Source organism: Streptomyces tanashiensis (assembly GCF_014648895.1).
Lineage (GTDB): Bacteria > Actinomycetota > Actinomycetes > Streptomycetales > Streptomycetaceae > Streptomyces > Streptomyces tanashiensis.
Genome location: NZ_BMRZ01000011.1, coordinates 132,924 through 147,324, shown reverse-complemented (window position 1 = coordinate 147,324; position 14,401 = coordinate 132,924). Strand labels below are relative to the sequence as shown.

General features: G+C 72.7%; 14 protein-coding genes and 1 tRNA gene. 10 read left to right on the top strand and 5 right to left on the bottom strand.

Annotated elements, in window-relative coordinates; all coding sequences use genetic code 11:
* The first annotated feature begins 5 nt into the window (after positions 1-5).
* The gene (locus tag IE237_RS27905) at positions 6-464 is read left to right on the top strand and encodes an ATP-binding protein (RefSeq protein ID WP_189804877.1); all 459 of its coding nucleotides are present in this window, start codon (positions 6-8) and stop codon (positions 462-464) included.
* Between the two features lie 64 nt (positions 465-528).
* On the opposite strand, the gene IE237_RS27900 is transcribed toward IE237_RS27905, so the two are convergent.
* Both IE237_RS27900 and IE237_RS27895 read right to left on the bottom strand, forming a co-directional pair.
* Positions 529-1,989 carry an aminopeptidase P family protein gene (locus IE237_RS27900; protein WP_189804876.1) on the bottom strand — a complete coding sequence of 487 codons (1,461 nt, stop codon included), beginning with the start codon at positions 1,987-1,989 and terminating at the stop codon, positions 529-531.
* 113 nt (positions 1,990-2,102) lie between these two features.
* On the bottom strand, positions 2,103-3,554 hold the full coding sequence (locus IE237_RS27895; RefSeq protein WP_189804875.1) for a PP2C family protein-serine/threonine phosphatase: 1,452 nt from the start codon (positions 3,552-3,554) through the stop codon (positions 2,103-2,105).
* Positions 3,555-4,076: 522 nt separating this feature from the next.
* On the opposite strand from IE237_RS27895, the gene IE237_RS27890 reads away from it, so the two are divergent.
* Positions 4,077-4,796, top strand: a complete 720-nt coding sequence (locus tag IE237_RS27890; RefSeq protein WP_189804874.1) for a bifunctional DNA primase/polymerase — start codon at positions 4,077-4,079, stop codon at positions 4,794-4,796.
* 158 nt (positions 4,797-4,954) lie between these two features.
* Complete coding sequence (locus tag IE237_RS27885; RefSeq protein ID WP_189804873.1) at positions 4,955-5,557, top strand: hypothetical protein; 603 nt, start codon at positions 4,955-4,957, stop codon at positions 5,555-5,557.
* A 221-nt stretch (positions 5,558-5,778) separates the two neighbouring features.
* Here the strand turns inward: IE237_RS27885 and IE237_RS27880 are convergent, their stop codons facing one another.
* The 3 genes from IE237_RS27880 to IE237_RS27870 form a co-directional block, all read right to left on the bottom strand.
* Positions 5,779-6,756 (bottom strand): DUF5926 family protein, encoded by a 978-nt coding sequence (locus tag IE237_RS27880; protein ID WP_189804872.1) that lies wholly within the window; start codon positions 6,754-6,756, stop codon positions 5,779-5,781.
* Between the two features lie 164 nt (positions 6,757-6,920).
* On the bottom strand, positions 6,921-7,523 hold the full coding sequence (locus tag IE237_RS27875; RefSeq protein WP_189804871.1) for an ATP-binding protein: 603 nt from the start codon (positions 7,521-7,523) through the stop codon (positions 6,921-6,923).
* Positions 7,524-7,627: 104 nt separating this feature from the next.
* A complete protein-coding gene (locus IE237_RS27870) occupies positions 7,628-8,449 on the bottom strand; it encodes a glycerophosphodiester phosphodiesterase (RefSeq protein WP_189804870.1) in 822 nt (273 codons plus the stop codon).
* Positions 8,450-8,639: 190 nt separating this feature from the next.
* On the opposite strand from IE237_RS27870, the gene IE237_RS27865 reads away from it, so the two are divergent.
* From IE237_RS27865 to IE237_RS41390, 7 genes are all read left to right on the top strand, one after another.
* The gene (locus tag IE237_RS27865; RefSeq protein WP_189804869.1) at positions 8,640-10,166 is read left to right on the top strand and encodes a S1C family serine protease; all 1,527 of its coding nucleotides are present in this window, start codon (positions 8,640-8,642) and stop codon (positions 10,164-10,166) included.
* Positions 10,167-10,276: 110 nt separating this feature from the next.
* Positions 10,277-10,361: transfer RNA gene (locus tag IE237_RS27860), tRNA-Ser, on the top strand.
* A 145-nt stretch (positions 10,362-10,506) separates the two neighbouring features.
* Positions 10,507-10,695, top strand: a complete 189-nt coding sequence (locus IE237_RS27855; RefSeq protein WP_189804868.1) for an antitoxin — start codon at positions 10,507-10,509, stop codon at positions 10,693-10,695.
* A 93-nt stretch (positions 10,696-10,788) separates the two neighbouring features.
* Entirely contained in the window at positions 10,789-11,316 is a 528-nt protein-coding gene (locus tag IE237_RS27850) for an O-acetyl-ADP-ribose deacetylase (RefSeq protein ID WP_189804867.1), read from the top strand.
* A gap of 424 nt (positions 11,317-11,740) precedes the next feature.
* On the top strand, positions 11,741-12,046 hold the full coding sequence (locus IE237_RS27845) for a hypothetical protein (protein ID WP_189804866.1): 306 nt from the start codon (positions 11,741-11,743) through the stop codon (positions 12,044-12,046).
* A 172-nt stretch (positions 12,047-12,218) separates the two neighbouring features.
* Positions 12,219-13,385 carry an acyl-CoA dehydrogenase family protein gene (locus IE237_RS27840; protein ID WP_189804865.1) on the top strand — a complete coding sequence of 389 codons (1,167 nt, stop codon included), beginning with the start codon at positions 12,219-12,221 and terminating at the stop codon, positions 13,383-13,385.
* Complete coding sequence (locus IE237_RS41390) at positions 13,382-14,401, top strand: bifunctional MaoC family dehydratase N-terminal/OB-fold nucleic acid binding domain-containing protein (RefSeq protein WP_189804864.1); 1,020 nt, start codon at positions 13,382-13,384, stop codon at positions 14,399-14,401. Before IE237_RS27840 ends, IE237_RS41390 begins: the two co-directional genes overlap by 4 nt.

Sequence of the window (14,401 nt, the reverse complement as noted above, 5' to 3'; positions counted from 1 at the left end):
GGAGCATGAGCATCTGGTGGTCACTCCATCTGCGGCGCGAGGCCGCGAGCGTGCCGCTCGCGCGGAGGCTTCTGATGGGCACGATGGAGACGGCGGGTGTCGATCCCGACGTGTCGTACGAGTTGTCGGTCGCGCTGACCGAGGCGTGTGCCAACGCCGTCGAGCACGGCGGCCGAGGCGGCTCCCGCGATCCGGGCGGGGCGCCCTCGGAGGCGTACCGGGTGACGGCGTACCTGGACGGCGAGACCTGTCGCATCGAGGTGGCCGACTCGGGCCCGGGCTTCCCGGGGAGCGCCGTTCCGGCCGTCCCGTCCGAGGAGGCCGAGCACGGCCGGGGGCTGCGTCTGATCGAGGAGCTGGCCGACCACGTCCAGTTCGGCAACCGCTCGGGCCGGGGCGGTGCCGTGGTCAGCTTCGACAAGATCCTGAAGTGGCGGGACAGCCCGTCGCTCCTCATGGCGTGACGGACGGGGAAGGGCCCCCGCCGGTCGGTCGGCGGGGGCCCTTCGGTTCCAACGTACGCGGGGATCAGCCCTTCAGCGCGGCCATCCACGCCTCGACCTCTTCGGCGCGGCGCGGCAGCGCGTCCGAGAGGTTCCGGTTGCCGTCCTCCGTGACCAGGATGTCGTCCTCGATCCGGACGCCGATGCCGCGGTACTCCTCGGGCACGGTCAGGTCGTCGGCCTGGAAGTACAGACCGGGCTCGACGGTCAGGCACATGCCCGGCTCGAGGGTGGTGTCCACGTACTTCTCGGTGCGCGCGGCGGCGCAGTCGTGGACGTCCATGCCGAGCATGTGGCCGGTGCCGTGCAGGGTCCAGCGGCGCTGGAGGCCGAGCTCCAGGACGCGCTCGACCGGGCCCTCGACGAGGCCCCACTCGACGAGCTTCTCGGTGAGGACGCGCTGGGCGGCGTCGTGGAAGTCGCGGTAGGCGGCGCCGGGCTTCACCGCGGCGATGCCGGCCTCCTGCGCCTCGTACACGGCGTCGTAGATCTTGCGCTGGATCTCGGTGTACCGGCCGTTGATCGGCAGGGTGCGGGTGATGTCGGCGGTGTAGAGCTCGGTGGTCTCCACGCCGGCGTCGAGCAGCAGCAGGTCGCCGGGGCGGACGTCGCCGTCGTTGCGGACCCAGTGCAGGGTGGTGGCGTGCGGGCCGGCGGCGCAGATGGAGCCGTAGCCGATGTCGTTGCCCTCGACGCGGGCGCGCAGGAAGAACGTGCCCTCGATGTAGCGCTCGCTGGTGGCCTCGGCCTTGTCGAGGACCTTGACGACGTCCTCGAAGCCGCGGGCGGTCGAGGCGCAGGCCTTCTCCAGCTCGGCGATCTCGAAGGCGTCCTTGACGAGGCGGGCCTCGGAGAGGTGGACGCGGAGTTCCTCGTCGCGCTCGGCGGTGACCTTGTCGGTCAGCGCGGCCTCGATGCCGGCGTCGTGGCCGCGGACGGCGCGGACGGGGCCGGTGGCCTCCTTGAGGGCGTCGGCGAGCTCGCGCACGTCCTTCGCCGGGATCCCGAGGAGCTGCTCGGCCTCGGTGAGGGAGTGGCGGCGGCCGACCCACAGCTCGCCCTGGCCGTCGAGCCAGAACTCGCCGTTCTCCCGGTCGGAGCGCGGCAGCAGGTAGATCGTCGCCTCGTGGCCGCCGGCGGCGGGCTCCAGGACGAGGACGCCGTCCTGGGTCTGGTCGCCGGTGAGGTACGCGTACTCGGTGGAGGCGCGGAAGGCGTACTCGGTGTCGTTCGACCGGGTCTTCAGGTTCCCGGCGGGGATCACCAGGCGCTCGCCCGGGAAGCGGGCGGAGAGCGCGGCGCGGCGCGCGGCGGTCTTGTCGGCCTGCGCGATCGGGGCGAGGTCGTGCAGCTCGGTGTCGGCCCAGCCGGACTTCATGTTCTCGGCGAGCTCGTCGGACACGCCCGGGTACAGGCCGTTCTTCCGCTGCTTGATCGCCTGTTCCTCAGTCTCTTCCGGGGTCTCCGGCGTGAGCTCCTCGGCCACGGGTCTGCCTCCTCTTGGTACGACACTGAACCCCCACCATCGTACGGTCGTACGGAAGGGGGCCCAGGGCCGGAAGACCCATTACCGGAATCTCACGCTCCGGAACGCTGAGCTCACTCGAAGCGGGCGGCGAGCAGGACCACGTCCTCCCCGTCCACGGCAGGGTCCAGGCCCTCGGGAAGCAGCGTGCGCAGGACGTGGTCGGCGACGGCGCCCGGGTCGCCGCGGTCCGCCCTCGGCACGCTCGCGGCGGCCGCGTGGAGCCGCGCGAAGGCCCGGTCCATGGCGTCGCCGGTACGGCGCAGCAGCCCGTCCGTGTAGAGAAGCACCGTTTCTCCGGGTGCGGGGGACAGCTCCACGCTCGGCGCCTCCCAGCAGGAGAGCATCCCGAGCGGGGCCGAGAGCGAGGTCTCGACGAACTCGGTGCGGCGCTCGCCGATGACCAGCGGCGGGGCGTGCCCGGCACCGGCGAGGACGATCCGGCGCTGCGCTGGCTCGGCGTACGCGAAGAGCGCGGTCGCCGAGCGGGCGGGCTCGGTGAGCCGGAGCAGGAGCTCCAGGTCGGAGAGGACGGCGACGGGGTCCTCGCCCTCCATCACCGCGTACGCCCGGAGGGAGGCGCGCAGCCGGCCCATGGCGGCGAGCGCGCTCGGGCCGGTGCCGGAGACGGAGCCGACGGCCAGGCCGAGGGCGCCGTCGGGCAGCGGCAGCGCGTCGTACCAGTCGCCGCCGCCCAGCGGGCCGGTGCGGTGGCGGGCGGCGAGCTGGACGCCGGGGACGCGGGGGAGGCGGCTGGGGAGCAGCTCCTCGGCGACGGTGGCGACCTGGACGCGGGCGCGCTCGACCTGGAGGAGCCGGGCGAGGTGCTCGGTGGCGAAGCGGCCGTAGAGCCCGATGAGGTGGCGCTGGCGGTCGGTGGGTTCGGCGGGCTCGTCGTAGAGCCAGACGACCGCGCCGAGCCGGCCGGCCTCCTCGGTGGCGAGGGGGAGGGCGTAGCTGGCGGCGTAGCCGAGGCGGGCGGCGACCTCGCGGTGGCGCGGGTCGAGGCCCTCCTCCGTACGGACGTCGCGGATGGCGATCGGGTCGGGGACGCGCTCGGGGTGCACGGGATCGGGGAGGCCGTCGAGGAGGCGGCCGTAGCTGGTGGCGCCGCGCGGGACGGTCTCGATGGTGCCCAGGTCGGAGTGGGCGAGGCCGAGGCCGATGGTGCTGGCCGGGCCGTGGCCGTCGGCCGGTTCGAGGACGGCCATGCCGCGGCGGGCGCCGACGAGGGCGGCGCCGGCGCCGAGCACCTCGCGGAGGGCCTCGTCGAGGGAGGAGGTCCTGATGAGGCGCTCGGTGAGTTCGTGGAGGGTGGTGAGGTCGGAGACCCAGGAGGCCAGCCGGTCCTGGATCACGGCACCGGGTGGGAGGGCCGCGTCGGCCGGTCCCGCCGCCGCGGGCACCCCGGGGAGGGGCGACGTAGTGTGCGGGGGCCCGGGAACCGTGGAATCGATTCCGGCCACTTTCGGCATGTGTGGGGCGCTCATGTCAGTCGGCTTTCCGACCGGTGCGTTTGACGCCATAGCATCGCAAACCCCCATGTCATTCTGAGCCGCTCGATGCCTCCACATGTACACGCACGAGAGGAACGATGTCCAGCATTGTCCCCATGGGACTTGTGGTGTCCGTGAGGTCGTGCGCAAGGGTTGAAGTACGCGGGAAGTTGGCCGAAAATTGCCCCCGGTGTGCACCTTTTGCGGTCGACTGGCGTCGTTTGAAAGCGCGTCATTCCGAGCGTGCTGGGTACGTAATCGGTGACAGGCAGGGGCAGTTGACACCGCCCCGGAACGTGACACGGAACCCCGGCGTCTTCCCCGCCGCAGGCCGCAACCCGTCACCGAGTGGCGGGGAACGTGTTCTGACCCGCTCCGGCTCTGACCTGGCTCCACCCGGTTCCCCCGGGATCCACCCGGCACCGGCCCGGTCCGCACCGCTCCTCCGCGGTCCGGCACCCCGCCGACCTGGCGCGCGCTGATACGCACGGTGAAGTGTTCTGCACATGGTGTGATGTGGATTCGGCGTTCAACGGAAAGGAACGAGCGCTCATGCGCGAGATCCTCGGAAGGCGACGCAGGCTCCGGTTCCGGCGCAAGGAGAGGACCGCCCGGCTCGACGCCGCGGTCGCCTTCGCGGTCGAGTGGAACTGGCCCGTCCTGCCGGGCGCGGGCCTGAGAGCGACGACCCGTACGGCCACCGGAGCGGCCTGCTCCTGCCCCGACCCCGACTGCGTGGTGCCCGGCGCGCACCCCTACGACCCCGGACTGCTCGCGGCCACCACGGACGAGCGCATGATCCGCTGGTGGTGGACCCGCCGCCCGGACGCCCCGGTGGTGCTCGCCACGGGCGGCCGCGCGCCCTGCGCGGTCAGCCTCCCCGCGGTGGCGGGGGCGCGGGCGCTCGCCGTGCTCGACGCCACGGGCATGCGGCTCGGCCCGGTGGTGGCGACCCCGACCCGGTGGTCGATCCTCGTCGCCCCGTACGGCCTCGAACGGCTGGGCGAGCTCCTGTACGCGAAGGACAGCGTGCCCAGCTCGCTGCGGTTCCACGGCGAGGGCGGCTACCTGCTGCTTCCGCCGTCGGTCGCGGGGACCGGGCAGGTCCGCTGGGAGCGGGCGCCTTCCCCGAGCTCTCCCCTTCGTTCGAGCAGGGGAGGCCCCCACGCGGGCTCGGCCCGGCCGTGGCTGCCCGACGTCGAGACGGTGGTCGACGCCCTGGTCGAGGCGAGCACGAGCGCGCCGGGCGGCGGGAGCAGACTGGCGTACTGAGACGGGCCTCCCGCGAGACGCGCTCGTTCACCCGAACGGGTGTGTCCTGGTCCGACTTGTACGGGAAACGGGCGCGCGGCCGACCGGGCGCCCGGATCCCGCCGCTATGTTCAGCCCACCGTCCAAGATCTCCAGCCGAGCAGGAGCAGGTGGGTCCCATGAGCCCGGTGAACCTCCGCGTGGTCGGACTCGGGGCCGCCGTCACGGTCGCCGTCCTGCTGCCCCTCGTCGCGACGGCGCGGCCGACGGGCGATCCCGTACGGCCGGCCGGAGCGGGCGCCGAGGGCGACGCGAAGGCCGGGGATCTGCTGAGGGGGCTCGGCCTGGGACCCCGTACACCGGACTCCGTCACCCCCTCCGCGGCCCCCTCCGCTCCGGCTGCCGCCGCCCCCGCCCCGGCCTCTCCCGAGCGCGTCACGCGTTGTGGGCCGGAACTCGCCTCTCCCGAGGGGGCCGAGGCGCAGACCTGTGTCCTCAGCGAGGGTCCCGACGTCTGGGCGCGCACCTACTACCGGAACGCCACGGGTCGCCGGATCGACGCGTTTCTGACCCTCATGGGCCCCGGCGGGCGGACCGTACGAGCGGGCTGTCCGGTCCCGGCGCAGGACGAACCGGGAGCCTGTGAAACACCGAGGGAGCGCGCCCGGGGCGTGGTCACGGCCTATACGGCGGTCGCGGAATTGGCCGGAGCGGGCGAGGGCGGCAGTACTCCGCTGCTGCTCCGCGCGGGAAGCAACACGGCGGACGGCGAAGGTAGTTGAGCGTCGGACGCCCCGGCTCTGCCGGAAGCGGACATGGAAAGGCCCGGTCGCTGGCGACGGGGGATGCACCAGCGACCGGGCTTCAAGAACGGTAACAAGAGATCTGCGGTTCGCAAATTCGATCTCGGTTATTCGGACAGGGATTTACCCGCCCGCGTACCCCTCTTGTGGCGGAAGTCACCGACTGGTCGGTCTGTCAGTCACCGATACCACCTGGGGTATCAGCTGAGAGTCACCTGACGGTTCGTGAGGCCGCCGCGGGCCCGGCGCTCCTCCGCCGTCAGCGGGGCGTCCGAGGCGAGCGCCGCGGCCAGCCGCTCGGCGAACGCGGCCGCCGGCTTCTCGCAGTCCTCGGCCGTCATCGACGTCGGCAGGTCCCACACCGGCACCATCAGACCGTGGGCCCGGAAGGAGCCGACGAGCCGGGTGTCCGCGCCGAGCGAGGTGCCCTCGCCGGCCTGGAGGCGGGCGAGCGCGTCGAGGAGCTTCTCCTCCGGGTACGGCATGACCCAGCGCAGGTGGTTCTTGTCCGGGGTCTCGCACCAGTACGCGGAGTCGACGCCCGTCAGCTTCACCGTCGGGATCGCGGCCGCGTTGGCCCGCTCCAGGGAGGCCGCGACCTCCGGGTCCGCGCCGTCCGTCGACTGCGGGATCCAGAACTCGAAGCCCGTGTGGACCTCCGGCGCGAACGGCGCGTCCGCGTCGAGCAGCTCCTGCAGGCGCGGGCCCTCGGCCGGCACGCGGCGCGCGGGGACGGGGGTGCCCGGCTCCGCCTCCAGGGCGCGCTGGAGGGTGTCGGCGAGGTCGCGGGCCAGGTCGCCGGAGGTCGAGTCGTTCTGCAGGGCGAGCAGGACGGAGCCGTCGTCGCGGCGGAGCGCCGGCCACGCCATCGGCAGCACGGTCGCGAGCGTCACGGACGGCACGCCCTCGGGCAGGCCGGCCTTCAGGGTGAGCGGCACGGTGGCGGCCGGCACCAGCTCGCGCAGCGCGACCCAGTCGCACTCGCCGGGCAGACCCTCGAAGGGGCGCTGGACGAGCTCGGTCACGGCGTGCGCGGCGGCCCGGCCGTGACACGCCTTGTAGCGGCGGCCCGAACCGCACGGGCACGGCTCGCGCGCGCCGACGACCGGGATCTCCCCGCTCGTGACCTGTGCCTGGCCGGCCTTGCCGGCCTTCGTCTGGGGGCGCTTCTTGGCCATGGTGTGGCTTTCTCCCGATCGCGGCTGCTGTATCGGGCGCGAGCCTAGCCGCACCGGGCGCCGACGCCGTTCAGGCGGGGCGGCACGGCAGCGCACCGGCCCCGCCGCGCGGCCCCGGGCCTCCGGCCGCGCTCTCGTTCGCGTTCGCTTTCTCGTTCTCGTTCTCAGTCGAGATCGTCGTACGCGTCGAGGAAGTCGAAGCCCGAGCCGCCGCCGACCCGCGCCGCGAAGTCCTCGCGGCGGTGTCCTTCGGTGACCACCACCCAGACGGTGACCTCGCCGGTCGCGCTGTCCCGTACGCCCCAGTCCTGGGCCAGCGCTCCGATGATGTTCAGCCCGCGGCCGCCCCGCGCGGTGACCGAGGGCGTCGACGGGACGGGCCGTGTCGGACCACCGCCGTCGGTCACCTCGACCCGCAGGCCACCCGCCGCGTCGACCCGCCAGGCCGCCCGCACATCGCCTTCGCCCCGCTCCGCGTGGCCCAGCGGCCTGCCGTACCGGCAGGCATTGCTGAGCAGCTCGGAAAGGATCAGTACCGCGTCGTCGACGACCGATTCGGACACCCCGCTGCGGTACAGCTCGTCCCGCATCCGGTGTCGCGCCTCACCCACGCCCGCAGGGCCATGGGGTACGGCCATGCTCGACGACGTGGGCACCTCCTGTGCCACCACCAACGCCACCCCCGAGACCTCCTTTGCCCCACGCCACCGTGTGGATGCCCCAATGGCCTGGACCGGAAACCGGCCAATCCACGTGTGATGAGGCACTCGTGACGATCGCGTACGTGTGGAACGCGCCGGGGCACACCCTGTAAGGGCCGTTGTCCCCTGTGACGGAGGGGAAAAGAGGGACGGAAGAGGCGCCTCGGCGCTCAGTCGCGGCCGAGCTGGGCGAGTACCTGCTTCGGACGGTTGGTGATGATCGCGTCCACGCCCAGGCGCTCGCAGAGCTCGACGTCCTCGGCCTCGTCCACCGTCCAGACGTGGACCTGGTGCCCGGCCTTCTGGAGCCGCAGGATCACGGCGGGATGGTGGCGGACGATCCGGATCGACGGACCCGCGATGCGCGCGCCCGCGGGGAGTCGCCCGTCGCGCAGCCGCGGCGAGACGAACTGGGCGAGCGAGACTGTGGGCAACGTCGGCGCGGCGGCGGCGATCCGGTGCAGGGAACGGGCCGAGAAGCTCATGACGCGTACGGGGGAGTCGGCGGGGGACGCGGGCGCGTCCAGGCCGAAGCGCTTGAGGAGGTGGATCAGGCGCTCCTCGACCTGGCCCGCCCAGCGGGTGGGGTGCTTGGTCTCGATGGCCAGCTCGATCCGGCGCCCGGCGTCGGAGACCAGCTCCAGGAGCCGCTCCAGGGTGAGCACGGAGGTGTACCCGGGGTCTCCCCAGTCGGGGCTCTCGCCGGAGTCGTCCCGGCCCTTCCAGGTGCCGAAGTCGAGGGCCGCGAGATCGGCGAGCTCCAGCGCGGACACGGCGCCGCGGCCGTTCGACGTGCGGTCGACGCGCCGGTCGTGGACGCAGACGAGATGGCCGTCGGCGGTGAGCCGGACGTCGCACTCCAGGGCGTCGGCGCCGTCCTCGATGGCCTTCACATAGGCGGCCAGGGTGTGTTCCGGTGCGTCCTCGGACGCTCCGCGGTGGGCGACGACCTGGAGGGGGACGCGGTTCGGGTGCTGCCGTGCGTGGGTCACCGCGTCATGGTGCCATTGGCGGGGTGGCGCGGGCACCCCGGAGGGTGTCCGTTCTGTCCGTATATAAAGGATGGGGTGCGAACGCACAGCTCCGCCTTACAGCGGCCTGACGTCCTGTGGGAAAAGCTGGTGCAGCACCCTGGAGCCCAGTAGGTACCAGACACCGCGCAGTCACCGAGGAGAGCGAGCTGTGAGCACCGAGAACGAAGGCACGCCGGTTCCGGCGGACCCGGCTGCCCCGTCCGCCCCTCCCGTACCCCCGACGCCGGCGACCGCGCCCACGGGAGAGACGGCCCCGCAGGCGTCCCCCCAGGCGTCTCCCCAGACGTCCCCTCAGGCAGGTCCCGAGACGGCCCCGCACGCCGCTCCGCAGGCGGACGAGCCGACCGTGGTCCAGGCCCCGGTTCCGGCCGCGGAGGCCCCGCGGACGGCCCCGGCGCCCGCGGAGGCTCCGCAGACGGCCCCCGCCCCGCACCCCGCCGCCGAGCCGGTCACGGCGGCCGCCCCCGCCGGCGGCTGGCCGCCGCCCCCGCCGGCCGTCCCGGCCTGGGGCGCCCCGCAGCAGCCCGTACCCGCCGCCCCCGGGGCCTCGCGCCGGCGGAACGGCGGCCTCGTGGCGGCCGTGCTCGTCGCGGCGCTCGTCGCCGGCGGCATCGGCGGCGGCATCGGCTACTGGGCGGCCGAGCGCGGCGACAACGGCTTCAGCTCGACCACGGTCTCCTCCGGCCAGGCCCCGGCCTCCTTCAAGCGCGACCCGGGGACGGTCGCGGCCGTCGCGGCGAAGGCCCTCCCGAGCGTGGTCACCATCCAGGCCAAGTCCGGCGGCTCTCAGGAGGGCGAGGGCGGCACGGGCACGGGCTTCGTCTACGACCAGGAAGGCCACATCGTCACCAACAACCACGTGGTGGCGTCGGCGGCGGACGGCGGCACGCTGTCCGTGACGTTCTCGGACGGCAAGACGTACGACGCGGAGGTCGTCGGCCGGGCCGAGGGCTACGACGTGGCGGTCCTGAAGCTGAAGGACGCCCCGAAGGGGCTGACGCCGTTGCCGCTCGGGGACTCCGACAAGGTGGCGGTCGGCGACTCGACGATCGCGATCGGCGCGCCCTTCGGTCTGTCCAACACGGTGACGACGGGCATCGTCAGCGCCAAGAACCGCCCGGTCGCCTCGGGCGACGGCTCCGGCGGCAGCAACTCGTACATGAGCGCCCTGCAGACGGACGCCTCGATCAACCCGGGCAACTCCGGCGGGCCGCTGCTCGACGCGAGCGGCGCGGTGATCGGCATCAACTCGGCGATCCAGTCGACCAGCGGCGGCTTCGGCCAGTCCCAGGCGGGCTCGATCGGCCTCGGCTTCGCGATCCCGGTCAACCAGGCGAAGAACGTGGCCCAGCAGCTGATCAAGACGGGCAAGCCGGTGTACCCGGTGATCGGCGCGACCGTGAACATGCAGGAGAAGGGCGAGGGCGCGACGATCGCCACCCAGGGCTCCGGCGGCACGGCCTCGGTCACCCCCGACGGCCCGGCGGCCAAGGCGGGGCTGAAGGCCGGCGACGTGATCACGGGCTTCGACGACCACCCGATCGACAGCGGCCCGACCCTGATCAGCGAGATCTGGACCCACAAGCCGGGCGACTCGGTGAAGATCACCTACGAGCGCGACGGCAAGACCGCCACGGCCACGGTCGTCCTCGGCGAGCGCACGGGTGACAGCTGACGGCACCGGAACGGCACGGCGGCCGGATCGGTGACAACTGACGGCACCTGAACCGCTCGGCGGAACCCGGTACTCTGTAGCCCGCTCCGTCCCAGGTGGGCCGGGGCGAGGGTGGGTTGCCCGAGCGGCCTAAGGGAACGGTCTTGAAAACCGTCGTGGCGCGAGTCACCGTGGGTTCAAATCCCACACCCACCGCAGCGGACCGGCGTGTGTGCTGGTCACAAGGGGTGCTCCTGACAAGGGGCGCCCCTTTTCGCATGGGCCGGAGCGGTCTGAGGATGCGGTTCCGGTGGTGCGCGGCGATGCTGGAGTGGCTGGAACAGCCGCTAGGAGGGCCAGGATGTCTGTACTGGACAAGCTCAAGGGGATGCTGAAGGGCCACGAGGATCAGGCCGGCAAGGGCATCGACAGGGCCGGCGACATGGTCGACGAGAAGACGCAGGGCAAGTACGCGAGCCACGTCGACACGGCCCAGGAGAAGCTCAAGGACCAGCTGGGCGGCCAGGGGCAGGACTCCCCGCCGCAGTAGCGGCACTCACGTCAGGATGGGGGTGTCCCGGGTCTTCCCGGGGCACCCCCTCCTCCTGTGGTGGGGGACGGGCCGGAGGAAAGGGCTCTTCTCGTGGTGCGGATCGTGCTCGTCCAGGGCGACATCACCGCCGAGGCGGCGGACGCGGTGGTCAACGCGGCGAATTCCTCGCTGCTCGGCGGCGGCGGGGTCGACGGGGCCATCCACCGGAAGGGCGGTCCGGAGATCCTCGCCGCCTGCCAGGATCTGCGCCGCTCGCACTACGGAAAGGGCCTGCCGACCGGGCGGGCCGTGGCGACCACGGCGGGGCGGTTGCCGGCCCGGCACGTGATCCACACGGTCGGGCCGGTGTGGTCGCGCGACGAGGACCGCTCGGAGCTGCTGGCCTCCTGCTACCGCGAGTCGCTGCGGGTGGCCGACGAGTTGGGGGACCGCACGGTCGCCTTCCCGGCCATCTCCACCGGGATCTACGGATGGCCGATGGCGGACGGCGCGAGGATCGCCGTCGAGACGGTACGGGCGGCCCGTACCGAGGTCGAGGAGGTGCGCTTCGTCCTCTTCGACGCGGCGGCCTACGGGGCTTTCGAGACGGCTCTGGGCGCTCTGGGGGAGGCCTCGTAACGGCCGGGTCCCGACCCGGTCGAATGTCCGCTCCTTTCTGGATTCGTGTGCGGTTTCTCCGTGGCGGAGACGCGCCGTCGTGTCGTTCCGAGAAAGCGATCGGCCGAAAATCTGCCGGAACGCTTCCTCCCTTGCGGCGCACCGGCCGCACCGCCCCCGACCTCCCTCCACCCGTGTGAGCTGCGGCTTTCCTCAAGCTGCCGGGGTTTATCGGCTTGTCCTCACGCTTGCGGGGGAATCGGTCGCTCCGGGGTGGTTCGCCGGGGATTCGGTGGGCAACTCTGGATTCGCGACGTCGAGCACAACGACCGGGGCGGTCGGCCAACTGCCTTGGACATGGCCGTACTTCAGAGCAGTCCGTAGAGCAGTTCCGTAGCGCAATTCCGTGCAGAAGCACCAGCTTTCAGTTCCCGGAGGAACAGACATGGCAAGCATCCGTACCGCCCGCATCCTCGCCGCTGCCGCCGCCCTGCCCCTCGCCGCCGCGCTCTTCGCCGGGGTGGCCCAGGCCGACAACGGCGGTTTCGCGGACGACGGATCGAACACGAGCGTCGCCACGATCATCGGCAGCGGCGTCGGCGGGGACAACTTCGGCAACTCGACCACGACGCAGCAGGTGGCGACCGGTTCCGGTGCCTCCAACCAGAACAACACGGCGAGCGTGAACGGCTCGGCCTTCACCCACATCGACCAGGCCGACAACGTCGTGAACTTCCACCCGTGGTGGTGACCGGCAGCACGGAGACCGGCCCGACGGGGGGCGGGATCGTGGTGTGAACGGCGGCCCGCGCGACGGTACTTCGGTACCGGAGTGCGGGCCGTCGCGTTTCGCGCGGCTTGACACGGGCGTGGAATCTGACGGACAGTCAGAAACCTCAGTCGTCCCACGGGAGGCCGTCGCCGTGCACCTCGCCCCGACCGAGCGGCAGCTGCGGCTGCGCGCCGAACTCCGTGCGTACTTCCGGGACGTGATGCCCGACGGCCCTCCGCCGGGCACCGACGCCGACGCCCAGCGACGGCTGCTCCGCAGGATCGGCGACGACGGCCTCCTCGGACTCGGCTGGCCCGAGGAGTACGGCGGGCAGGGCCGCGGGCCCGACGAGCAGTTCGTCTTCTTCGACGAGGCCTACCGCGCGGGCGCCCCCGTCTCGATGGTCACCCTCAACACGGTCGGCCCCACACTCATGGCGTACGGGACCGAGGAGCAGAAGGCCTACTTCCTGCCCCGGATCCTGCGCGGCGAGACCGTCTTCGCCATCGGCTACAGCGAACCCGAGGCCGGCACGGACCTCGCCTCCCTGCGGACCCGGGCCGTGCGGGACGGGGACTCCTGGCTCGTCGACGGCCAGAAGATCTTCACCTCCAACGCCCAGAACGCCGACTGGATCTGGCTGGCCTGCCGCACCGACCCCGACGCGCCCCCGCACCGCGGCATCTCCATCGTCCTCGTCCCCACGGACGCCCCCGGCTTCTCCTGGACCCCGATCGAGACGGTCGGCGGGCTGACGACGACCGCCACGTACTACGACGGGATCCGCGTCCCCGCGGGCCATCTCGTCGGGCCCGAGCACGGCGGCTGGGGTCTCATCACCAGCCAGCTCAACCACGAGCGGGTCGCGCTGGCCGCGATCGGCATGCAGGCCGAGGACTTCTTCGCGGCCGTCCTCGACCGGGCACGCACCCCCGATCCGGTGACGGGACGGCGCCGCATTGACGAGCCGTGGATTCGGATCCGGGCTGCCGAGGCACACGCCCGGCTGGCCGCGACACGCCTGCTGAACTGGAGGTTGGTGGGTGACGTGGGGGCCGGCCGGCTCGCCCCGGGGGACGCCAGCGGCGTGAAGTTCATGGGAACCGAATCGGCGGTGGAGGTGTATCGAATATGTCAGGAGATCGCGGGTGGGCCGGGGACGGTGCGAGCGGGATCGCCGGGGGAGTTCGACGGCGGTGAGCTGGAGCGCATGAACCGGGCCGCGCAGATCAACACCTTCGGGGGAGGGGTGAGCGAGGTGCAGCGCGAGATCGTCGCGAGGATGCGGCTCGGCATGAAGGGGAGGGGCCGGCGATGAGCGGTACGGAACGGCCCGCGACGAGCCGTGCGGAAGAGCAGGACGGGCTGTACGAGCGGCTCGTGGCCTTCGAGGGCCGGTCCGCCGCCACCGCCGGCACCGGCAAGGACCCGGTCAACCTGCCCATGATCAGGCACTGGTGCGAGGCGATGGGGGACACCCACCCGGCCTACCGGGGGCCGGACGCCGTCGCGCCCCCGACCATGCTGCAGGCGTGGACGATGGGCGGCCTCTCCGGGCACACGGACCGGTCGTCGGCGTACGAGGAGCTGTTCGCGCTCCTCGACGGCGCCGGATACACCTCGGTCGTCGCGACCGACTGCGAGCAGGAGTACCTGCGGCCGCTCCGCCCGGGCGACGAGATCGGCTTCGACACCGTCATCGAGTCCGTGTCGGAGCGCAAGACCACCAAGCTCGGCACCGGGCACTTCGTGACGACGCGGACGGACGTCCGGGCGGGCGGCGAACTCGCGGGCACGCACCGCTTCCGCATCCTCAAGTACGCGCCCGCGGCCCGGCCGGACCGGAAGCCGGCGGCCCGCACGGCCGAGCCGGAGGCGCGCTCCGGGCCGAGGTCCGGTGCGGCGGACGCGCGGCCCGAGCCGAAGCCCGCGCCGCGGCGGCCCCGGCCCGTCGTGAACCGGGACAACGCCGGCTTCTGGGAGGGCGTGGCCGCACACCGGCTGCTGATCCAGCGCTGCGGGGACTGCGCGGCCCTGCGCCTCCCCTGGCTGCCGGGGTGCGCCGGCTGCGGCTCACGGGAGTGGGACACGGTCGAGGCGAGCGGCGCCGGGACGGTCTTCTCGTACGTGGTGATGCACCACCCGCCCTTCCCCGCCTTCGACCCTCCGTACGCGGTCGGGCTGATCGAACTCGCCGAGGGCGTGCGGATGATCAGCAACGTGGTGGGGGTGCCGTACGACAAGGTGCGGATCGGGATGCCGGTGCGGCTGGAGTTCCTGCGGGTCGACGAGGAGCTGGAGCTTCCCGTCTTCCGCGCGGGAGGGGAGGACTGA